Origin of the sequence: Sphingomonas sp. Leaf208 (assembly GCF_001421415.1) — a bacterium.
In the GTDB taxonomy this organism is placed as follows: domain Bacteria; phylum Pseudomonadota; class Alphaproteobacteria; order Sphingomonadales; family Sphingomonadaceae; genus Sphingomonas.
On record NZ_LMKH01000012.1, the window covers coordinates 1 to 20,016 of the forward strand.

Consider the following 20,016-nt stretch of genomic DNA (forward strand, 5'->3'; position numbering starts at 1 on the left):
CCTCGCCATCGTTGTAACGCCTGGTCGTACCGTCAGTCATATGCCTCACTCTTATCTAAGAGCGGGGCCCTGTCAGGTCATTTAGGGGGCCACCTCAGATCCTGACTTTCGTCAGCATGACGGAGTCGTGGGAAAATACGTGAACGGCGCGCCATTATCGTCCACGTCATGACGCATGATCGAAGCCTCCTGCCACTGTGGCGCGGTAACGCTGTCCGTTGGGGACCCGCCCGAATGGGTCGCCGACTGCAACTGCTCAATCTGTCGCAGCTACGGAGTCCTGTGGGCTTATTACCGGGCCAGCGAAGTACGCGTGGCGGCATCCGTTCCGATCGACGTCTACAGTTGGGGTGCCAAGACATTGCGCTTCCATCGCTGTAGCGAATGCGGATGCGTAACGCATTGGACGAAGGTCGACCCCGCGATCGACAGGATCGGCATCAACGCCCGCCTGATGGCGCCCGACATTCTGGCAACAACCCGCATACGCCGGCTCGATAGCGAGGATACCGGGCTATACCTCGACGCCTGACCCTCTCCGCGATTGACTCCCCCGCCAATTCCGCTAAGCGGCACCTTCGTTCGGCGGGCTTGCTCGTCGAACTCCGTCCGAGACAGTGGGTGCAGCGGGTTTGCCGGTGCTTAATCTCCCACCTAGACGGGGAATGAGATTTTGTCGGCCCATCTGCGTGCCTGCCCTCTCCCATGCCCCATCGACGAGACACCCGGAGCGCGGGCTTGTCTGCGCCTCCGGTTAGTAACCGGGTCCACTGCGCAAGCGGTGAACTCGTAAAACGTGGAGAATGGCATGGATCGTGATCAAAAGACCGCGGCCGTAGCCGAGCTGAACCGCACCTTTTCCGAGGTCGGCGTCGTCGTTGTCACGCGCAACCTCGGCCTGACCGTCGCACAGTCCACTGTGCTGCGGAACAAGATGCGCGACGCCGGTGCGACCTACAAGGTCTCGAAGAACAAGCTTGCCAAGATCGCAATGGACGGCACCGACTACAGCTCGCTGGGCGACATGCTCACGGGTCCGGTCGGTCTGGCCAGCTCCATCGATCCCGTCGCGGCCGCCAAGGTGGTCGTGGAATTCGCGAAGACGAACGACAAGTTCGAAATCGTGGGTGGGGCGATGGGCGCGACGACCCTCGACGTCGACGGTGTGAAGGCGCTCGCAACGCTGCCCTCGTTGGACGAACTGCGTGCCAAGATCGTTGGCCTCATCGTGGCACCTGCCACGAAGCTGGCAACGATCACGCAGGCTCCGGCAGCGCAGCTCGCGCGCGTGCTTTCCGCCTACGCGGAGAAGGAAGCCGCCTGATCTTGCAGGCCTTTCGTTACCTTTTTGAACTGATGGGGCACGAGCCCCGAGATGGAGATTTATCATGGCAGACCTGAACGCACTCGTTGAGAGCCTGAGCGAACTGACCGTTCTCGAAGCAGCTGAGCTTTCGAAGCTGCTCGAAGAGAAGTGGGGCGTTTCGGCCGCAGCAGCGGTTGCAGCACCGGCAGCAGGCGGCGGCGCCGCTGCTCCTGCAGCAGAAGAGCAGACCGAATTCGACGTCATCCTGACCGGCGACGGTGGCAAGAAGATCAACGTCATCAAGGAAGTCCGTGCGATCACCGCGCTCGGCCTGACCGAAGCCAAGACGCTGGTCGAGTCGGCTCCCAAGGCCGTCAAGGAAGGCGTGTCGAAGGACGAGGCAGCCAAGATCAAGGCTCAGCTCGAAGCAGCTGGCGCGACCGTCGAGGTCAAGTAAGCCGCAGCGGGAGAGACGGACCATTCTGGTCCGCACTCCCGCAAGGCCGGCCGGCGGTGCCTGCACCGACCGACGAAGCAGGGGCTTTGCCCCTGCTGGCCGCAGCTAAGAAAAAGGGCGGCCCCAGCAATGGGGTCGCCCTTTTCCGTTGTGCACCGCGAAGGTTCCACATCCCCGGGAAGGCCAGAGCTACGCTGGGAACGGCGCCCCTCACGACGGACGTTTCACTTGGGCCCCGGCCTCCGCCGGGGTGGGGAGAATCGGCGGTCAGGCAGCTTGGATTTTGAAGCGTCGTGCTTCGTCAGCCCACTCCGCCCGCGCCACCGCCGCGTCCAGATCGCGCGGATGCACGGTCCACCCCTTCCACGTCAGCCCGGTCTTCACCCCGACGAATACCGCCGATCCGACCAGCGCCGCGAACAGCCCGACCCACAGCGCATCGAACGCCATCAAAGCCCACACGATTGCCGATGGCTGCCCCATAGCGAGCTTGTGGTTGGCCATGTGCAACGCCTGAGCCGGACCGAACGCTGTCGCCGCCAATACGCTAAGGAAAATTCCAGCAGGTAAAAGCGACGTCATCGCCCGCCTCGGCGTCACCCGAGGATCCTCGATCAACGCGCCGACGACGTAAATCCAGAACCCGCCTTGGATGACCGTGGAGACGATCTGCAGCGGCACGTTGATCGCCGGCGATAGCCCTTGTTTGCCGAGCCACATGAACGGCCATGCAGCCGCCAATCCCACGATCATGCCTGCCACGACGCGAACAACGGTCATCGGCGGAACCAGCAGCGTGCGGCGGACGGACCCGACCGACCAGAACCGCGCGACCGCGAGAATTGCGATGACGAACCCCGCTACCTTCACATAGCCGAAGCCCCAGCGCAGCGGATCGTTGCCGAGTGCACGAAACTGTTCGATCGATACGAACATGCCGAGGTGGATCTCCATGATATGCTGCAGGAATTCCGGCACAACCGCGATCGCCAGGACGAGCGGTACCGCCCTCACCGCGCGTCCGCCGAGCCTATACGTCTCAACGACGGGGCGCGTCATGCCGGGGACAGCGTCGATGATCCGCATTCCCAGTCCGCGTCTTTCCATACGACCATTCATGCCGTTTCCCCCTCTGACGTGAACCTCAGGATGTCACCCGGCTGGCAGTTGAGCGCCGTGCAGATCGCCTCCAGCGTCGAGAAGCGGATAGCCTTGGCCTTGCCGGTCTTCAGGATCGACAGGTTGGCCATCGTAATGTCGACTGCCTGCGACAATTCGGTCAGCGTCATGCCGCGTGCTGCGAGCATGCCGTCGAGCGTGACGATGACGGGCATCAGACGGTCATCGCCAGATCGTCGCGCATGCGGGCGCCGACGCGGAACACCCGGGCGAGCACGAACAGCATCACGACCCCGATCCAGCCAGTAAAGCCGGGCACCCATGTTGCGTGATCGACACCGAGCCGGTCGAGCGCGAGCACGATCCCGCCGAAAGCGAGATCGAGCAGTTGGATCGCGAACAAAGCCCAGCCGATCCGTTGGAGACGATCGGCGTTGGCGACGACGAACGGGTCGCCGGCGCGGACGGTCGTCAGGATTGCCAGCAAGCGGCTGAACAGGTGATACACCGCAATGCAGGCGACGAGGCTTAGGGCGCCGGCGAGACGCAGCAACGCGATCGTCTCGCTGACGTAGTGGCCGTGATAATTGGTGGCGATCTCGGCGGTTAGCGCGTCACCGAAGACGAACGAAGCGATGATCGCGATCACGAACCCAAACGCGACAATCCAGTTCAGCCAGTTCGCGAACCGTACCAGTCCGCTCGCGACGACGAGAACACGATCCTGCATGCCGACCTCCGTTTATCGATAAACAATATGTATCGTTTATCGATAAACGTCAATCGTGGTGCGTCGGCCCTTGCTCGGGTCGTGACGGCAGCAGGTCAGCGTTCGAAGGTCGCTGCATGCGGCCGGGCCGCGACCGTGCTGTACATGCGGGCGGGGGCGTCGAGCCAGAACGGCGCGAGCTTGGCGGAGTCGACGCGTTCTACGCCGACCACCCACGCCCGCGCCGTCTGTGCCTCGTCGCCAGCCGTCACGTACAGGATGTTGGTCGCGACGACGGGCACGAACATCGGCCGGTTGGCCGCGGTCATTGTCCGGATCGCCTCTCGCGCGATCGCCGTTACGGTACGGATCGTTCGCGTTTCGCCTGGCGCCAGCGCGAACGGCGGGGCGACGGGCCGCATAACGGGCGCGGCGTTGAACTGCGCAAGGTCCTGATCCTGATCGGCGTGCGCGGTGAGCAACGCGACGCCGGTGCGGATCGCTTCGGCCGATGCGGTGCCCGTGTTGGTCACGACGAGTTCGCACTCGACGGTTGCGCTCAGCAGATTGAGACCGGCGCGCAGCGGGCGCAGTTCGCAGGTGAGCCGGGCACGCGCTGCGACTGGCGGCGTAGGCGGCACCTTGCCCCTCGGCTCGAGGAACTTGGGTGCGGCCATTGGCACGGCAGCCACGGGTGCGACCGCAGATGCCGTGGCAGCGGTGACAACCGCCGGGGTTTCGGCCGGTTCGGAGACGACCGGCCTGGGGGCGACTGGCTGGGGGGCAATAGACTGGGCGACGACCGGCTTCGCCGCAACGGGCGGCGGAGTCGGCTCGACATAGGCTTCGGGTTCGACGCTCTCGTACCGGTGGCTGCGCGGCTTGCGGCGGAGCGCCCACAGCGCGCCGAGAACCACGACAATCGCCGTCAGCGAAAGCCACAACGGCATCGCGCTGCCCTTTTCCGGCGTCGAGAGCGTGGATTCCGGGGTTGGGGCTGGCGTCGTTGTCGGCACCGACGCGGTGGGCTGCGGCACCACTTCGGTGGTCGGGGTCTGCGGTGGCGACGATTGGAGAGCGGGCTCGGGCGTGGGCGTGGCGACGGGCGCCGGTTCGACCGATGTCGGCGGACGTGTTGGCTCGTCGTCCGAAGCGCGTGGTCGGGTCGTGGATTCCGGCGTCGTCCCGGTGGCTGCCCGTCCTCGCGTGGGTGCATCGGTCGTCGTGCGCTCGACGCCTGCACGTTGCGTGGCCGCACGATCCGTGGCTGGCTTTGCCGCAGCGGTCGAGCGGGGAGTACGGCGGGGAGCGGGCGTGGTATTCGGCAGGACGATCGTCGGCGCGGCGGGCACCGGTATCGTGGTCGCGTCGGGGTTCGCCTGCGTGCCGGGGGTCTGGAGGCGCTCCAGACCGCGCACGGGTGCGGCCGGCTCGGTTTGCGCAGCCGCCGGGGTCGCGGCGGCGGCCAGGACGGTCATGGTGGCGAGCAGGGCGGCCAGCGCTCCGCGGTCGGTCGTCATCGTCGAAATCCCCTGCGCGCGGTCGTCGCGGCGTTGTGGGCGGGGGAGGCTGAACGTGACCCGACGGCAACCCGTGATGCGACGAGTTGCTTCTGGGTAGCGGTGAAACGTTGACGGCGTTTGAGCCACTGGGCGTCGGTTGACTGCACTCCGCCCTTGCCCGCGGTGGGCGTCGCTGCAGGTGTCGGCGGCCGAGAACACAGATCAGGGTGCTCCCCTTACCTCCCCCTCCGTCTGGCAAGGGCCAGCCACCTCCCCCTTGCGGGGGAGGATCGAGACAGTCGATCTTATCGTGGTGCGACGATTACTGCGCCGCCCTTCATCACGAAGGCGGGGTGTTCCAACTGGCGGACATCGGCGAGCGGATCGCCATCGACCGCGACGAGATCGCCGAAACGGCCGGGCTGGATCGCGCCGACGTCCGCGGTTCTGGCCAACGCGATCGCGGCGCTGGAGGTGGCGGCCTGGATCGCCTCCAGCGGCGTCATGCCCCATTCGACCATCTTGGCGAACTGGAGCGCGTTGTTGCCGTTGGGATAGACCCCGCCGTCGGTGCCGAACAGCATCTTCACCCCGGCGGCGTGCGCCGCGCGGAAGGTCTGGCGCTGCTTGAGGCCGACCTGGCGTTCCTTCTCCAGGCTTTCGGGGAAGACGCCATTCTTTGCACCTTCGGCGAGGATATAGTCGTCGTCGTAGATATCCATGTCGAACCACGCCCCGCTCGCCTTGGCCAGCTTGAACGATTCGGCGTCGGCTAGGCTGGCGTGCTCGATCGTGTCGACGCCTGCGCGCAGTGCGTCGTTGATGCCCTCCGCGCCGTGCGCGTGGACCGCGACCTTCATGCCGAGCATGTGCGCTTCCTCGACGATCGCCTTGATCTCGGCGAGGCTGATCTGTTGCGCGCCGACGCTGTCGGTCTTCGAGAGGACGCCTCCGGTCATGCAGACCTTGACCACCTCGGCGCCGTATTTGCGGATCGTGCGGACGGCACCGCGAAACTCGTCGGGCGTGTTGGCGATCTGCGGGTGCGGCACCTGGATCGAGGGCGGGAACTCGGTCGCGTCGCAGTGGCCGCCGGTGGCGCCGAGCGCGTAGGTGGCGGGGACGATGCGGGGGCCGGGAACATAGCCGCGCTCGATGCCCTGCTTCAGCGCGACGTCGTCGTAATTGGCCGAGCCGACATTGCGGACGGTGGTGAAGCCCGCATCGAGCGTCTTCCGGGCATTGGCGACGCCGACGACGGTCCAGAAATTGTCGGTGAATTCGAGCTGACGATAGCCGCTGAGCGTCGGGTCGCTGGTCAGATGGACGTGCATGTCGATCAGGCCGGGGAGCAGCGTCCGCTCGCCCAGATCGACGCGTTCGGCCCCGGCGGGCACGGCATCGCCTTTGCGTCCGACCGCGGTGATACGGCCGTCGACGATCGTCACCTGCGGATTGTCGACGCGCTTGCCGGCAAGGACGTCGATCATGTGCGCTGCGGTGACGACGACGGTCTTCGCATCGCCATTGGCGGCGGTCGTCGCGAGTAGCGTCGCGATGAGAATGCGCGCGATCATGTATGTCCCCTTCCCCGTGTTACGCGCTGTGTGCGGTACGGCGGGCGATCGGGCAAGTGCCGCATCTTGCCCTATTGTCGACACCGGTACAGGCCATCTGTGATGCTTCCGACGACGAGATCGCCCGTGATGATGCTTCGATTTCTTCCGTTCTGCGCGCTGGCTGCTGCGCTGGTGCCCCTCGCTGCGCGCGCCGATCCGGCGCCGTTCGACCTGACCGGGCCCAGCCTGCGCGTCGGGGTGACGCATGGGACGACGACGTTGCCGATCGCGCAGGTGCCGAGACTCGCGACCGGGGACCGCGTGTCGATCGCGGCGGACCTGGTCGTCGGCAAGAAGGACGACGGCGCGCGCTATCTGCTGGTCGCGGCGTTCCTGCGCGGTGCGACCGAGCCGCCACCGAAGTCGTGGTTCTTCAAGGCCGAGACGTGGAAGGCGAAGAAGAACACGCTGGCGTTGACGGTACCGGAGGTCGCGCGGCAACTGGTGGTGTTCCTGGTGCCGGAGAGCGGCGGGTTCGATGCTGTCGTGTCGGCAGTGCGCAAGCAGCCGGGGGCGTTCGTGCGCGCGGTGCAGGATCTCGACCAGGCGTCGCTGGATCGCGCGCGGCTCGATGCGTTTCTCGACGGGATTCACGCGCTGGAGCGGACGCGGCCGGAGCGGATCGAGGCGGTGTCGCCGCTGTTGTCGCGAAGTCTCGCGATCAAGCTGAAGGCGGAGTGCCTCGATCTCGCGGCGGACCTGCAAGCGTCCTGCCTGACGCAGAGCCGCGATTCGCTGGTGCTGGCGGATGGGCAGAGTTCGACGCTGGCGGATACTCTGGTGGGTGCGCCGACCGATCTGGCGCTGCAACTGAGCGCGACGCCGGAGGGCGGGCTTGGCTATTACAGCCCGTATATCGGCGTGGTCCGCGATCTGGCGAAGATCTTCGGCGCGTTCCAGACGACGCAGTTCCGGTATATTCCGGCACTGGCGCGGGCGCATGACGATCAGCTGGCACTGCTGCTGAACGCGGCGCCGTCGTTTGCCAGCCCCAAGTCGGTGATGGTCGTGGCGATGCCGGTGATCGAGACGGGTCCGCCGCAGACGCCGACGATGCGACGCGCGGAAGCGGACCGGCTGGTCTGTGCGGCCAAGCCCGATCTGGTGCTGCCGGTCGAGGGCGCACCGCTGATCTACGCGACCAAGTTCGCGCACGACATGAGCTTGCGGGTGACGACGCCGCAGGGTGGCGTGGTCGAGCTTCCCGTGCAGGCGGATGCGGAGCGTGGCGGCTATGTGCTCGATCAGGTCGGGATGCGGACCGCGGGGTTGAGCAGCGTGACCGATGCGACGTTGCACGGCCGCTGGGGCTTCACGCCGTTCGATGGACCGCGGTTTCGGTTGCAGGTGCCGCGCGCCGGTGGGTGGCAGATGGTCGATACCGACCCCGAGAGTCTCGTGGTCGGGCGTGACAATGCGGTCTCGCTGGCGGGGCCGACGCCAAGTTGCGTGGAGTCGGTGACATTGGTTGGTGCGGCGGGCGACGTGCCGCTCGCGTGGACGTCGACCGGCGAGCGCATCGGGCTGACCTTGCCGTTGGCCAAAGCCGCGCCGGGAAAATTGTCGCTCCTCGTGAAGCAATACGGGGTCGAGGCGCCGGACAAGATCGCGCTGACCGCGCTCGCCGAAGCAGGGCGGATCGACGGTCTGACGCTGTATGCCGGCGATGCGTCGGGGACGCTGAGTGGGACGCGGCTAGATCTGGTGGCGTCGATGACGATCGACGGGGTCGCGTTCAAGCCGGGTGACGTCGTGCGGGCGGACAAGGCGGATCGGCTGGCACTGGCGGCGGGTACGGTGCCGACGTTCGCTGCTGGCCAGGCGAAGACGGCGCTCGTGACGCTGACCGATGGCCGGAAGCGGTCGGTGAAGTTCGTCGTCGCGGCGGCGCGGCCGAAGGGGACGCTGATCGCCAAGAGTGTCGTGGCGCCCCCCTCCCCTGGCCTGCCGGTCGTGCTGGCCGGGGATACCGCGATGGCGCAGGATGCCCGCCTGACCTTCTCGCTGCGCGCGGAAGGAACGCGGTTTTCTGCGAGCGACAGTGTCGAGATCACGACGGCGGACGGCGCGATGACGACCAGTGTCACGTCGGGGCGCGGGCTGACGGTGCAGGACGACCGGATCGCTGTAGTGTCGGTGGAGCCGGGCAAGGCACTCGGGGTTTCCACGCATGGGCCGCTCAAATGGCGACTGGTGCAAGGCGGCGTTGCGGGGGATTGGGTCCCGCTCACGACGCTGGTGCGGACGCCGGCATTGGCGGGGGTCGCGTGCAAGGAGACTTGTACGCTGACCGGGACCGACCTGTTCCTGATCGAGTCGATCGCGGCGAATGCTGGGTTTGCCGACGCGGTTCGCGTGCCGGACGGGTTCACCGGGGCTTCGCTCGCGGTGCCGAAGCCGGTCGGCGGGACGCTGTTCCTGCGGCTGCGAGACGATCCGGGCGTGACGGCGTCGATCGCGATCGGTTCGTAGCGTTCGCCGTTTGTTGCTAGACTAGTCGTGACCATCGCTGGCCCGTTTGCGGTGGCGGCGGGCGGGCGATTGTCGCTATGGGGCGCGGATGACCGCATCGGATCTCCAGAGCCTGTTCGTCACCAACCTCGTCCGGTACAATAGCGGCGATCGGCGGCGGTGGCGGCTGATCGTCGGCGACGTGAAGGTCTACAGCCTCGCGACGCACGCGCATTGCAACTGGGCGGTGACCCCGTCGGGCAGCGCGAGCGAGGTCGACGCGGTCGAGCGGCTGGCGGACCGGCTGCGCGAGGATCATCCCATCATTACCGCCGACTGACGGCCTTTCATCTACGCAGGAGCGACACATGGCGAAGCAATATTGGGCGCAGATCATCGAACTCGATGAGGAAATGACCGCCGCGACGATTCCCGGCGCGACCGATCACGAGGATGCGGCGGATTCGCTGGTGGCGGATTTCGTCGGCGCGATGGGCGGCGAGATCACGTCGGGCGCGGTCCGCGTCTGGGTGCAGGGCGGGGTCGAGAAAGTGTATGACTGGAAGGCGGACTTCACGATGCCTGACATGGACGAAATGGGCGACGAAGACGAGATGGAGGTCGAGGGCGAGATCGAGCTGACCGAGCGGGTTTGACCCTGCTCCCCTCCCTGAAAGGGAGGGGTTGGGGGTGGGTCGGCCCGTTGGCGGACGTCGTCCGTCCCAAGCGGCCTACCCACCCCCCTGCCCCTCCCTTTCAGGGAGGGGTGAAAGTTAGGGCACGGTTTGGCCCGCGGGGGCGAGTTCGTGCCAGCTGTGGTCGTCGTGCGCGAGGAGGGCATCCGCTGCGGCAGGGCCCAGCGTACCTGCCTCGTAGGGTTCGGGCATGCCGGCGTCATGCGCCCAGAGGTCGAGGAACGGTTGCACCGCAGCCCAGCCCGCCTCGATCGCGTCCGCCCGTTGGAACAGCGTCTGGTCGCCGACGAACAGGTCATAGATCAGCGACTCATACCCGGTCAGGTGACCGATATCGAATTCGTCGGCATACCGGAAATCGAGCGCAATCGGCGCGGTCGCCACTTCGAGGCCGGGGCGCTTGATGTTGATGTCCATGCTCAGCCCTTCGTCGGGCTGGATCTGGATGATGAGCCGGTTGGACGGCAGCATGTCGGCGGCGGCACCGGGGAACGACGCGAACGGGACCGGCTTGAAGGTGATCGCGATCTCGGTATCGCGGCACGTCATCGCCTTGCCGGTGCGCAGGTAGAACGGCACGCCCGCCCAGCGCCACGTGTCGACCATCAGCTTCAGCGCGACATAGGTTTCCGTCTTGCTGTCCGGCGCGACGTCGGGCGAGGCGGCGTAAGCGGGGACATCCACCCCCTTCACCTTGCCAGCGGTATACTGCCCACGGACGCCGTTGCGCTTCGCCTTGCCGGGCGAATAGACGCGGACGGCTTTGAGCACCTTGCCCTTTTCGTTGCGGATCGCCTCGGCATCGAAGCTCGCGGGGGGCTCCATCGCGACCATCGCGAGCAGCTGGAACAGGTGGTTGGGGACCATATCGCGCAGCGCGCCGGTGCCGTCGTAGAACTTGCCGCGGGTGCCGACGTCGACCGTCTCGGCGGCGGTGATCTGGACGTGCGCAATGCAGTCCGAATTCCAGACGCGCTCGATCATCATGTTCGCGAACCGCGCGGTCATGATGTTCTGGACGGTTTCCTTGCCGAGGAAATGATCGATCCGGTAGATTTGCGCCTCGGACACGCGGGCGAGGATGCGTGCGTTGAGATCGCGGGCGGAGGCGAGGTCGTGGCCGAACGGCTTTTCGATCGCGATCCGGCGAAAGCCATGCGGCGTCTCCGCCATCAGGCCGTGGTCGGCGAGCTTGTCGACGATCGTGCCGAAGAACTTGGCGGGCACCGCGAAGTAGAACGCCACGTTGCCGTTCACCCGGGCCTTGAGTTGCTCGAAGACGTCGTCCTTGGTGAAATCGCCCTGGAGATAACCAACCCGGTCCTTGAGCCGCGCCCAGGCGTCGCCCTTCTCGCCATTGCCCTCGCCGCCCTTCGCATCGAAAGTGCCAAGCGCCTCGCGCAACGACTGGTCGTTTCCTTCGTCGATACCGACACCGAGCACGTGGAAATCGTTACCGACAAGCCCCAGTCGAGTCATGTTGATCAGTGCCGGCATCAGCAGACGGCGGGTCAGGTCACCGAAGGCACCGAAGATCACGAGCGTCGTCGGCGGTGCGGGCTTCACGGACTTGCTCACGAATTCGCCTCGGACATGCATCGACCCTTTCTGCGGTGGTTCCTTCAAACCGCATAGCGTGTGCCGATGTTCCCCGCACGCCCTCAGGTCGCCGTGAGGATGTTGTCCCCGAACGCACGCGCGTCGACCTCCGCCCAGTCGAGTTCCTCCTGAAGGCGGCGATAGACGTCCTCGGCCACCTCGCCCTTGTCGCGCATTTCGTGGAGCACGACGCGCTGGCAGGCGATCATCTCGAGGTGGAGTTCGTCGAATTCCGAGGTCGCCTGCGGATCGTCCGCCTCTGCGGTGACCTTGCCTGCCGCGCCATAGCGAAAGCGCAACGCGTCCGCCGCCTTTCCTTCGCGCGCCGGCAGCACCGCGAGCCCTGCATCGATCAACCGCTTGCGCGCTGGGGCGATCTCGTCGGCCAGCCCGGTATCCTCGCCGAGATCTAGACGGCGGATCAATGGGCCCAGCGTGAGCCCTTGCAGCACGAGCGTGCCGATCACGACGGCGAACGCCGCGAGAACTATCAGGTCGCGGCCCGGCACGGATCGTGGCAGCGCGAACGCGGTCGCGAGCGTCAGCAAACCCCGCATGCCCGACCAAGACAGGATGATCGACGCATTCCAGGGGGGCGGCTTGGGCAGCCACGACGGTGCGTAGCGGTTGGCGATCACGCCCTCGACGAACCGCACGAAGAACACCCACGCGATACGCGTAACGAGCACGGTCGCCAGCACCGCGGCGGCGAACCCGATCGCGGGCCAGCGCTCGGCGGCGGGAAGACCGACCAGCACGTCGCGCGATTGCAGCCCCATCAGCGCGAACGCGATGATGTTGAGGACAAGCACCGCCGCCGACCACACTGCCGCCCCCTGCAACCGGTCGCGCGCAGGCTGGCCGATCGGGCGGCGCTGCGACACGATCATTCCGAACGTGACGACCGCGAGTACCGGCGAGATATGCAGCCGCTCGGCGAGCAGCCAGATCCCGAACGTCACCGCGAAATCAGCTAGGCTAGCACCGAGCGTCCGCGCGAACAGCGGCGTCACGCGGAGATACAGCCACGAGGCGATGACGCCGAGGACGATCCCGCCCGGCACCGCCGCGGCGAGCGCGAGTGGCGTCACCGGCGTGTCGGAATGCGTCGCGAAGGCCACCGCGAGCCCGAACAACAACAGCGCCGTCGCGTCGTTGAGAAGGCTCTCGCCCTGCAGCAGCAACAGGCCGCGGCGCGGGATGCCGACTTCGCCCAGCACCGCTTCCGAAGCGGCGGCATCGGGCGGTGCGACGATCGCGCCCAGCGCGAACGCGGCGGCAAGCGGCAGTCCGCCGAGCGTCACGCCGACCAATGCAACCGCCGCGGCGGTGACGAGTACCGCGAACACGGCGAGGCTCAGCAGTGGGAACCAGTGTCGCCGCAAGGCGCGCGGGCTCGTGTGATATGCGGCGTGGAGCAGCGCGGGTGCGATGAACAAGGCCAGCGCCAGGTGCGGCTCGACCGTGATTTTCGGCGCGAATGGCAACGCCGCAAAGGCGATCCCGGCCACCGCCAGCAAAGTAGGATACGGCACGTTCAGCTTGCGCGCGAGGACCAGCAGGACCAGCGCGGCGAGCAGGATGACGTCGAGGCTTTCGAATAATTCCACGGGCACGCAACGGGTGGGAGGAGCGGACGGGCCCGGCGCATCGCGGAGGCCAAAAAAAACCACCCCGTGCGTATCGCACGGAGTGGCCTAGGTTCAGGGAGGAGGGACGCTAGAAGCGTCCCGTACGGCGCCGCGAAAGGGGGGGACACGATGCCGTACAGGACCTAAATGGGTGAGCGCCGTTTTGGTTCAACCCCTGCTGCACCGCACCCCAAATAATTTTCGCGGCCTCCCGGCTTCGCTATCAGACGTTGAACTGCGCCGGGGCGGGCATCTGCTGCTGCGGGGTCATGCCGAGCTGCGCCTGGCGCGCGAAGATGTCGCGCATTAGCGACAGCGAGAACAGGTGTGCGTAGAGCAGCGGGAGCATGCCCGACTTGCTCATCTTGCGCAGCGCATCGCCGCGCAGGTCGATCAGCTTTTCCTCGTTGATCATCTGGAAGCCGCGATAGACGAACGGCTGGTCGGCGCCGTCGGGCTGGATCGTGACTTCGCCGTCCATCAGCAGATCGAGCTCGCGCAGCTCGTTCATGAAGTTCTGCGTGCGCGCGCCGGCCTGTTCGAACGACTCGTTGAAGCCGAGGATGTTCTTGGTCAGCTCGGTCGGCTGGCCATTCTCGAACAGCGCATCGCCGTCCTCGAAATCACCGATCGCCTGCGAAGTCGGGTCGAAGCAGAGCGACAGCTCCTGCGCATCGGGGTGCAGGCGGGCGAGCATGTACGGGTAGCGGCGGACATAGGCGGGCACGTAGAACGTGTTCTCGGTCAGCTTGCCGTCTTCGCCGACGAACACGTTGACGCCCTCGTTCAGGCCCATCAGCGCGAGCGGGATCGCGTCGTCACCGACCGAGAAGACGATCGGCATGTGGCGCTGAACCAGCGGAAACTCGTCGACGGTGATCGGGATCGCGTGCTGGCCGACCAGGAACGGCGCGCTGTCCTGCGGGCGGACCTTGTAGTTGGCGTGCGTGTCGCTCGAGAGTGGCTCAAGGCCATTATAGAAAAGCGGAAGCTGGGCGGTGCTGGCCATGTTACTCTCCGGATCGGTCGGTCGAAATGCCGGTGGCTCATGCCACCGATTGGGGCGAGGCTCTATGGTGCGCCGGGCGGGCGTGCAAGTGTGACGAGCTTGCCGGGGTTCAGGATGCCGAGCGGATCGAGCGCGGACTTGATCGCCCTCAGTGCAGTCATGCGCGCGGGCGACGAGAGGCGTTCGAGTTCGTCGCGCTTCATCTGGCCGATGCCGTGCTCCGCCGAAATCGAGCCGCCGGCCGCAACGACGAGGTCGCCGACGAAGCGGGTGACGACCGGCGCGTCCTCGGCATACCAGTGCGAAGGGTCGGTGCCGGGCGCGGCGCGGACGTGGAAATGGACGTTGCCGTCGCCGAGATGGCCGAAGCCGCTGGCGTGCGTGCCGGGGAAGCGCGCGTCGCACGCCGCCGCCGCCTCGATCATGAAGCGCGGCATCGTCTCGACCGGGATCGAAATGTCGTGCTGCGTTGCGGGGCCGAGCGCGCGTTCGGCGGCGGAGAGCGAGTCGCGGAGTAGCCAGAACGCTTCTGACTGGGCTTCGCTGGTGGCGATCGTCGCGTCTTCGAGCGCGCCGTCTTCGAGCGCTTTGCCGAGCAGGCGTTCGAGGAGCGCGGTCGGAGATTCGCCTTCGGTGGTGGCCGATGTCGCCTCGATCAGGAGGTGCCAGGGGTGGCGGCCGGCGAGCGGCGAGCGGGCGTTCGGGAGGTGCGCGATGGCGGCGTCGAGCGATTCTGCGGGAAGGATCTCGAAGCTCTCGATCGCGTCGGTCTTCGCCTGCATCGTGCGCAGGAGTTTGAGTGCCGCCTGGGGCGAGCCGATGCCGACCCAAGCGGTGCCGCGCGCTGCGATCGCCGGGGCGAGACGCAATGTGGCGGCGGTGACGATCGCCAGCGTGCCTTCCGCGCCGATGAAGAGCTGGTCAAGGTCGTAGCCGCGATTGTCCTTCTTGAGCGCGGACAGGCCGTCGTAGATCGTCCCGTCAGCGAGCACCGCCTCGACGCCTGCGACGAGGCCGCGCATCGTGCCGAACTTGAGCACCTGCGTGCCACCGGCGTTGGTCGAGACGAGCCCGCCGATCGTCGCCGTGCCGCGCGCGCCGAGCGTCAGCGGGAAGCGCCACCCCTGCCCTTGCGCGGCGCCGTCGAGGTCGGCGAGGATCACGCCGGCCTCGGCGATCGCGAGCCCGGCGTCGGTGTCGAGGCTGCGGATGCGGTTCAGGCGACGCAGCGACAGGATCAGCGCGCTGCCGTCGGTGGGGGCGGTCGCGCCGCCGACCATCGAGGTGTTGCCGCCTTGCGCGACCAGCGGCACGCGGTGCTCGGCAGCCGCCGCGACGATCAGCGCGACTTCGGTGGTCGAGGCCGGTGCGAGCAACGCGGGCGCGACGCCGTGGAAGCGGCCGCGCCAATCGTGCAGCCAGGGATCGATATCGGCGGGGTCGGTAACGATCGCCTTCGCGTCGAGCCACGAGGAGAGCGATTCGAGCATTGCCGCCTGCGAAGGCGTCAGGATTGCTGACTGAATTTCGGCCATCCACGAGGCGCTAGACAAAATTCATCGCGCGTTCAACGATAGGCGCTAACGATTACGTCAGCATGATCCAGACACCATGATTCACCCCGCGATACCCGCCACCCTGCTCGCGCTCGCGAGCCCCTTTGCTGTGGCATTGCGCGATGTACCGTCGTCCGGGCAGTCTTCGGGATTCGAGCTTTATGGCATGCAGATCGCGCAGGTCTCGATCCACGAACGCATCATCATCCGTGTGCCGCGGATGAGCCGAGCCCCCGTTCGTACCTACGCGCCGCCGACCGAGTGGAAGGAGCATAAGGGCCCCAAATGCATCGCCGTCGACGAGATCGCCGGCGCGATGCTCAACAAGGACGGCGCGGTCGACCTGGTGATGGATGACACCACGCGGCTGCGCGCCCGGCTGGACGGCGACTGCAAGCCGCTCGATTATTATTCGGGGTTTTATTTGAGGCCGGGCCTGGACGGGATGATCTGCAAGGACCGCGATGCGATCCGGATGCGATCCGGTGCACGCTGCGAGATCGAAGGGTTCAAGAGTTTGCGGGCGAAGAAGAAATAGGCCGGTTGCTTCGGCGCGCGTCGACTGCCTGTTCGCCTAATTCTATCCAGACTCCCTGAGCCCCCCAATCCGATAAGCACCTCCCCGGCGAAGGCCGGGGTCCAGTTGGGTGACGTTGCCAACTCTGCGTTGCCGTTCGTTGCCGCGACCTTTCCAACTGGGCCCCGGCCTCCGCCGGGGTGGTGCATCTGGTGAATAGATGCACCAGCACATCGTTCAGAGTATGCGGACGCTACGGGTAATTGGTATTTTTCCGCCAAGACCCCCTCCCCACCCTCCATTCACCGCGTTTCCTTGACATTTGTCGCCAAATCGGCGAGCGCCGGAACGCTTGAGGGCAGTGCATTTCACCCTCCATTTACCGGACATTTGCATGAGTTTTGCCGATCTCGGCCTCTCCGACGAACTGCTCAAGGCAGTCACCGACTCCGGCTACACCGAGCCGACCCCGATCCAGGCCGGTGCGATCCCGTCCGTGCTGATGATGCGCGACATCATCGGCATCGCCCAGACGGGGACCGGCAAGACCGCGTCGTTCGTGCTGCCGATGATCGACATCCTCGCGCATGGCCGCAGCCGCGCGCGGATGCCGCGCTCGCTAATCCTCGAGCCGACGCGCGAACTCGCGGCGCAGGTGGCGGAGAATTTCGAGAAATACGGCGTCAATTCGAACCTTTCGATGGCGCTGCTGATCGGCGGCGTATCGATGGGCGACCAGCTCGCCGCGCTCGAAAAGGGCGTCGACGTCCTGATCGCGACGCCGGGCCGGCTCATGGACCTGTTCGGGCGCGGCAAGATCATGCTAAACGGCTGTTCGCTGCTGGTGATCGACGAGGCGGACCGGATGCTCGACATGGGCTTCATCCCCGACATCGAGGAAATCTGCACCAAGCTGCCGAAACAGCGCCAGACTTTGCTGTTCTCGGCGACGATGCCGCCGCCGATCAAGAAGCTGGCGGACAAGTTCCTGACCAATCCCAAGACGATCGAGGTATCGCGCCCGGCGTCGACCAACCTCAACATCAAGCAGTATCTGGTGCCGGTACCGAGCCAGACCGCCAAGCGCGATACGCTGCGCCGCATCCTCGCGCAGGAGGAGGTGACCAACGCGATCATCTTCTGCAACCGCAAGACGACGGTCCGCGACCTCAACAAGGTGCTGAAGCAGGCGGGCTACAAGTCGGGCGAGATCCACGGCGACATGGAACAGCCGCAGCGTCTGGCCGAGCTCGAGCTGTTCAAGACCGGCGCCGTGACGATCCTCGTGGCGTCCGACGTGGCGGCGCGCGGGCTCGACATCAAGGGCGTGTCGACGGTGTTCAACTATGACGCGCCTTGGCATCCGGACGACTATGTCCACCGGATCGGCCGCACCGGTCGCGCCGGGGCGACGGGGACGGCGTACACGTTCGTCGCGCCGGATGATGCCGAGAATATCGCCAATATCGAAAAGCTTACCGGGCAGACGATCGAGCGGTTGAAGGTTGCCGAGCCGAAGACCGCACCGGTCGCTGCCGTGGCGGAGGACGACGAGGTCGCGCCGCGTCGTGATCGGTCGCGGAACCGTCGTAGCGGGCGTTCGGAGGATGTCGCGCCGGATGCTGCTGCGGTGGACACTGGCCGCGAGCGGTCGCGGACGCGTCGCGTTCCGCGCGAGGACACGGTTGCGCCAGCGGTCATCGCCGAGGTGTTGGCTGCGGTCGAGCCAGTGGTGGCGAAGCGGCCGCGCTGGGAGCGGACGCCGATCGACGAGCCCGTGCCTGCGGTCAAGCCGCGCGTTGCGGAGCCCACCCGGGTCGAACCCGTGTATGTCGAACCCGCGTATGTCGAACCGGTTCGCACAGCGCCTGTTCGGTCTGAGCCGGTGCAGGCGGAGCCGGTGCGGTCGGAACCGGTTGGCTCGCAAGCTGTTCGTTCGGAAGTGGCAAAGGTCGAACCCCCACGGACGGAGCGCATTCCTGCGGATCCAACCGGTGGTCGCCGCCAACCGGTCGCCGATACGCCGGCGGATGGCTGGAACGGGCCATTCCCGAGTTTCCTGAATGCCGTGATCGGAGGATATGAATGATGTCGATGCGCCGTATCGCCGCGCTTGCCTTGCTCGCAACCGCAGTGGCCGCCCCCGCCGCGCCACGCGCGAAAGTCGTGGCACCGCACGTCAACACGACGAGCTTCGACAAATTGCCACAGCCGTTGCCGCTGCCGTATAACGAGTCGGCGAACGCCAATGCACAGGTTGCGGCGGCGAGGGCGCGCGCGCTGAAGACGCACAAGCGGTTGTTGATCGATCTCGGCGGCAACTGGTGCCTCGACTGCCGTCTGCTCGCGGGGACGATCGACCTGCCGGAGATGAAGCGGTTCGTGGACAGCAAGTTCGTGGTGGTGACGGTCGACGTCGGCCGCTTCGACAAGAACGGGCAGATTGCGGCGGGCTACGGGATCAAGGGCCGCCTGAAGGGCGTACCGGCGGTTCTGATTGTCGATCCGCGGACCAACAAGCTGTTGAATGCCGGGCATGAGACCGAACTGGCTGATGCTCGGTCGATGGGGCCTCAGGCCTTGGCCGACTGGCTGGCGAAGTGGGCGGCCTGATCGGAATTCGAGAGTCGGCGTGCGCTGATTGACGCTTGGCGACTGACGCCGAGATCTTTGGCTGATCTGGGTCGTGGTGGGCGTTGCCTGGCCGAGGCCGGCTCGATTGGGTTTCGATCGACGATCGGTGCCACGTCGTCGGGAGTGGTTCCTGCCTGCCAGAACCGGAGTCGATAGACGGTATTAGCTGGCCGATAGCCTTTTCGGCACGACGGCGGTCACGCGGCCTGGGCTGCAAGCGTGTTTCCCCGCGAAGGCGGGGACCCAGTCTGGGCTCCCGCCTTGCGGGAGAACAAGGGGGCGGTAGCGATGCTGTTGGTCCGCAGGTACGGGGCCTGTCGGATCATGGCCGGGCTAATCCCGGTGGTGGAACGAGTTTGCAACCTTCGAACTCGCAATACGCAATACGCAATACGCAATACGCAATCGGTTCTGTCGGGAATCCAATTGCAACACGCCCCGGGCGGGCCAATAGCAGTGTCATCCTGACGAAAGTCAGGACCCAGGATACCAAAAGTTAGCGCCTGTGGCTCTGGATCCTGACTTTCGTCAGGATGACGGGTTGAGTGGCTGGTCGCACGCCGTCGGTCGACCCTAGGCTGCGGCAGCGATCAGGGCGTCGTCCAGATCTCCAGCCCGCTTATACGCTGGACGCTCGATCAAACGGGCGGCATAGTCGGTGAACGTCGGTCGCTTGGGCAGCCACCCGAACTGCATGCCCCAGATCACTTGGGATCCGACATAGACGTCGGCGGCGGTGACGCGGTCGCCGGCGATGTACGGGTGCGCGGCAACTGCCTGTTCGAGTACGTCGATGACGCGGTCGAGGCTGCCATAGCCGATCATCCGCTGTTGCGCGGCATCCGGCACTACACCGAGTGCGCGATTACCGACGGCCGCTTCGACGGGGCCGGCTGCGTAGAACAGCCAGCGATAATAGTCGGCGCGTTCGTCATCGCGTGGCGCGAGGCTGGCTTCGGGGAATGCTTCGGCGAGATAGGCGCAGATCGCGGCGCATTCAGTGATGGTCTTGCCGTTGTGGACGAGCGCGGGGACCTTGGCCATCGGGTTGATCGCGCGATACGCCTCGGCCTTCATCGATTTGTCGTAGTCGAGGACGACGGTCTCGTACTCGGCGCCGACCTCTTGGAGCATCCAGCGCGCGATGCGACCGCGCGACATCGGGTTGGTGTATAAGGTCAGGGCCACGCGACTCTCCTTGAGAACGGATCG

Annotated in this window: 19 protein-coding genes; 9 read left to right on the plus strand and 10 right to left on the minus strand. The window is 66.0% G+C overall.

The genetic code is table 11. The features are described from left to right. Positions 1-175: 175 nt before the first annotated feature. The 3 genes from ASE69_RS21920 to rplL all read left to right on the plus strand — a co-directional run bounded on the left by ASE69_RS21920 (position 176) and on the right by rplL (position 1,763). The gene (locus ASE69_RS21920; RefSeq protein ID WP_156362205.1) at positions 176-532 is read left to right on the plus strand and encodes a GFA family protein; all 357 of its coding nucleotides are present in this window, start codon (positions 176-178) and stop codon (positions 530-532) included. 276 nt (positions 533-808) lie between these two features. Continuing rightward, complete coding sequence (rplJ, locus tag ASE69_RS06205) at positions 809-1,324, plus strand: 50S ribosomal protein L10 (protein ID WP_055879768.1); 516 nt, start codon at positions 809-811, stop codon at positions 1,322-1,324. Positions 1,325-1,388: 64 nt separating this feature from the next. Beyond that, the gene (gene rplL, locus ASE69_RS06210) at positions 1,389-1,763 is read left to right on the plus strand and encodes a 50S ribosomal protein L7/L12 (protein ID WP_056047577.1); all 375 of its coding nucleotides are present in this window, start codon (positions 1,389-1,391) and stop codon (positions 1,761-1,763) included. A 267-nt stretch (positions 1,764-2,030) separates the two neighbouring features. Here the strand turns inward: rplL and ASE69_RS06215 are convergent, their stop codons facing one another. From ASE69_RS06215 to ASE69_RS06235, 5 genes are all read right to left on the minus strand, one after another. Further along, positions 2,031-2,882 (minus strand): hypothetical protein, encoded by an 852-nt coding sequence (locus tag ASE69_RS06215; RefSeq protein ID WP_156362206.1) that lies wholly within the window; start codon positions 2,880-2,882, stop codon positions 2,031-2,033. After that, positions 2,879-3,097: a helix-turn-helix domain-containing protein gene (locus ASE69_RS06220; protein WP_056484444.1), complete on the minus strand. Its 219-nt coding sequence runs from the start codon at positions 3,095-3,097 to the stop codon at positions 2,879-2,881. The genes ASE69_RS06215 and ASE69_RS06220 overlap by 4 nt, the downstream gene beginning before the upstream one ends. After that, positions 3,097-3,612, minus strand: a complete 516-nt coding sequence (locus tag ASE69_RS06225) for a DUF2975 domain-containing protein (RefSeq protein WP_056484446.1) — start codon at positions 3,610-3,612, stop codon at positions 3,097-3,099. The genes ASE69_RS06220 and ASE69_RS06225 overlap by 1 nt, the downstream gene beginning before the upstream one ends. A 95-nt stretch (positions 3,613-3,707) precedes the next feature. Next, a complete protein-coding gene (locus ASE69_RS21925) occupies positions 3,708-5,111 on the minus strand; it encodes a hypothetical protein (protein WP_156362207.1) in 1,404 nt (467 codons plus the stop codon). A gap of 287 nt (positions 5,112-5,398) precedes the next feature. Next, a complete protein-coding gene (locus ASE69_RS06235) occupies positions 5,399-6,670 on the minus strand; it encodes a metal-dependent hydrolase family protein (protein WP_056484449.1) in 1,272 nt (423 codons plus the stop codon). Between the two features lie 129 nt (positions 6,671-6,799). Here ASE69_RS06235 and ASE69_RS06240 point away from each other — a divergent pair, with 129 nt between their 5' ends. The 3 genes from ASE69_RS06240 to ASE69_RS06250 all read left to right on the plus strand — a co-directional run bounded on the left by ASE69_RS06240 (position 6,800) and on the right by ASE69_RS06250 (position 9,819). Next, positions 6,800-9,184, plus strand: a complete 2,385-nt coding sequence (locus ASE69_RS06240; RefSeq protein ID WP_082452987.1) for a hypothetical protein — start codon at positions 6,800-6,802, stop codon at positions 9,182-9,184. Positions 9,185-9,272: 88 nt separating this feature from the next. Then, the gene (locus tag ASE69_RS06245; RefSeq protein WP_056484455.1) at positions 9,273-9,503 is read left to right on the plus strand and encodes a hypothetical protein; all 231 of its coding nucleotides are present in this window, start codon (positions 9,273-9,275) and stop codon (positions 9,501-9,503) included. Positions 9,504-9,531: 28 nt separating this feature from the next. Continuing rightward, complete coding sequence (locus ASE69_RS06250; protein ID WP_056047554.1) at positions 9,532-9,819, plus strand: hypothetical protein; 288 nt, start codon at positions 9,532-9,534, stop codon at positions 9,817-9,819. A 117-nt stretch (positions 9,820-9,936) separates the two neighbouring features. Here ASE69_RS06250 and zwf read toward each other — a convergent pair whose 3' ends face one another. The 4 genes from zwf to ASE69_RS06270 form a co-directional block, all read right to left on the minus strand. After that, positions 9,937-11,436 carry a glucose-6-phosphate dehydrogenase gene (gene zwf / locus ASE69_RS06255; RefSeq protein WP_235518233.1) on the minus strand — a complete coding sequence of 500 codons (1,500 nt, stop codon included), beginning with the start codon at positions 11,434-11,436 and terminating at the stop codon, positions 9,937-9,939. An 83-nt stretch (positions 11,437-11,519) separates the two neighbouring features. Then, a complete protein-coding gene (locus tag ASE69_RS06260) occupies positions 11,520-13,067 on the minus strand; it encodes a cation:proton antiporter (RefSeq protein ID WP_056484461.1) in 1,548 nt (515 codons plus the stop codon). Positions 13,068-13,311: 244 nt separating this feature from the next. Then, the gene (locus tag ASE69_RS06265; RefSeq protein ID WP_056484464.1) at positions 13,312-14,097 is read right to left on the minus strand and encodes a SapC family protein; all 786 of its coding nucleotides are present in this window, start codon (positions 14,095-14,097) and stop codon (positions 13,312-13,314) included. Between the two features lie 62 nt (positions 14,098-14,159). Continuing rightward, positions 14,160-15,632 (minus strand): FAD-binding oxidoreductase, encoded by a 1,473-nt coding sequence (locus ASE69_RS06270; protein WP_056484470.1) that lies wholly within the window; start codon positions 15,630-15,632, stop codon positions 14,160-14,162. 76 nt (positions 15,633-15,708) lie between these two features. On the opposite strand from ASE69_RS06270, the gene ASE69_RS06275 reads away from it, so the two are divergent. The 3 genes from ASE69_RS06275 (at position 15,709) to ASE69_RS06285 (ending at position 18,783) form a co-directional block, all read left to right on the plus strand. Further along, positions 15,709-16,191 (plus strand): hypothetical protein, encoded by a 483-nt coding sequence (locus ASE69_RS06275; protein ID WP_056484475.1) that lies wholly within the window; start codon positions 15,709-15,711, stop codon positions 16,189-16,191. 373 nt (positions 16,192-16,564) lie between these two features. Further along, on the plus strand, positions 16,565-18,259 hold the full coding sequence (locus tag ASE69_RS06280; RefSeq protein ID WP_082452949.1) for a DEAD/DEAH box helicase: 1,695 nt from the start codon (positions 16,565-16,567) through the stop codon (positions 18,257-18,259). Between the two features lie 5 nt (positions 18,260-18,264). Continuing rightward, positions 18,265-18,783, plus strand: coding sequence for a thioredoxin family protein (locus ASE69_RS06285; protein WP_056485212.1), 519 nt, complete (start codon positions 18,265-18,267; stop codon positions 18,781-18,783). Between the two features lie 594 nt (positions 18,784-19,377). On the opposite strand, the gene ASE69_RS06290 is transcribed toward ASE69_RS06285, so the two are convergent. Beyond that, on the minus strand, positions 19,378-19,992 hold the full coding sequence (locus ASE69_RS06290; protein WP_082452950.1) for a glutathione S-transferase family protein: 615 nt from the start codon (positions 19,990-19,992) through the stop codon (positions 19,378-19,380). Between the last annotated feature and the right edge of the window lie 24 nt (positions 19,993-20,016).

Coding starts and splice junctions, on each gene's coding strand:
- ASE69_RS21920 (WP_156362205.1), top strand. CDS start 176: ATGATCGAAGCCTCCTGCCACTGTGGCGCGGTAACGCTGTCCGTTGGG.
- rplJ (WP_055879768.1), top strand. CDS start 809: ATGGATCGTGATCAAAAGACCGCGGCCGTAGCCGAGCTGAACCGCACC.
- rplL (WP_056047577.1), top strand. CDS start 1,389: ATGGCAGACCTGAACGCACTCGTTGAGAGCCTGAGCGAACTGACCGTT.
- ASE69_RS06215 (WP_156362206.1), bottom strand. CDS start 2,882: ATGAATGGTCGTATGGAAAGACGCGGACTGGGAATGCGGATCATCGAC.
- ASE69_RS06220 (WP_056484444.1), bottom strand. CDS start 3,097: ATGCCCGTCATCGTCACGCTCGACGGCATGCTCGCAGCACGCGGCATG.
- ASE69_RS06225 (WP_056484446.1), bottom strand. CDS start 3,612: ATGCAGGATCGTGTTCTCGTCGTCGCGAGCGGACTGGTACGGTTCGCG.
- ASE69_RS21925 (WP_156362207.1), bottom strand. CDS start 5,111: ATGACGACCGACCGCGGAGCGCTGGCCGCCCTGCTCGCCACCATGACC.
- ASE69_RS06235 (WP_056484449.1), bottom strand. CDS start 6,670: ATGATCGCGCGCATTCTCATCGCGACGCTACTCGCGACGACCGCCGCC.
- ASE69_RS06240 (WP_082452987.1), top strand. CDS start 6,800: ATGATGCTTCGATTTCTTCCGTTCTGCGCGCTGGCTGCTGCGCTGGTG.
- ASE69_RS06245 (WP_056484455.1), top strand. CDS start 9,273: ATGACCGCATCGGATCTCCAGAGCCTGTTCGTCACCAACCTCGTCCGG.
- ASE69_RS06250 (WP_056047554.1), top strand. CDS start 9,532: ATGGCGAAGCAATATTGGGCGCAGATCATCGAACTCGATGAGGAAATG.
- ASE69_RS06265 (WP_056484464.1), bottom strand. CDS start 14,097: ATGGCCAGCACCGCCCAGCTTCCGCTTTTCTATAATGGCCTTGAGCCA.
- ASE69_RS06270 (WP_056484470.1), bottom strand. CDS start 15,632: ATGGCCGAAATTCAGTCAGCAATCCTGACGCCTTCGCAGGCGGCAATG.
- ASE69_RS06275 (WP_056484475.1), top strand. CDS start 15,709: ATGATTCACCCCGCGATACCCGCCACCCTGCTCGCGCTCGCGAGCCCC.
- ASE69_RS06280 (WP_082452949.1), top strand. CDS start 16,565: ATGAGTTTTGCCGATCTCGGCCTCTCCGACGAACTGCTCAAGGCAGTC.
- ASE69_RS06285 (WP_056485212.1), top strand. CDS start 18,265: ATGCGCCGTATCGCCGCGCTTGCCTTGCTCGCAACCGCAGTGGCCGCC.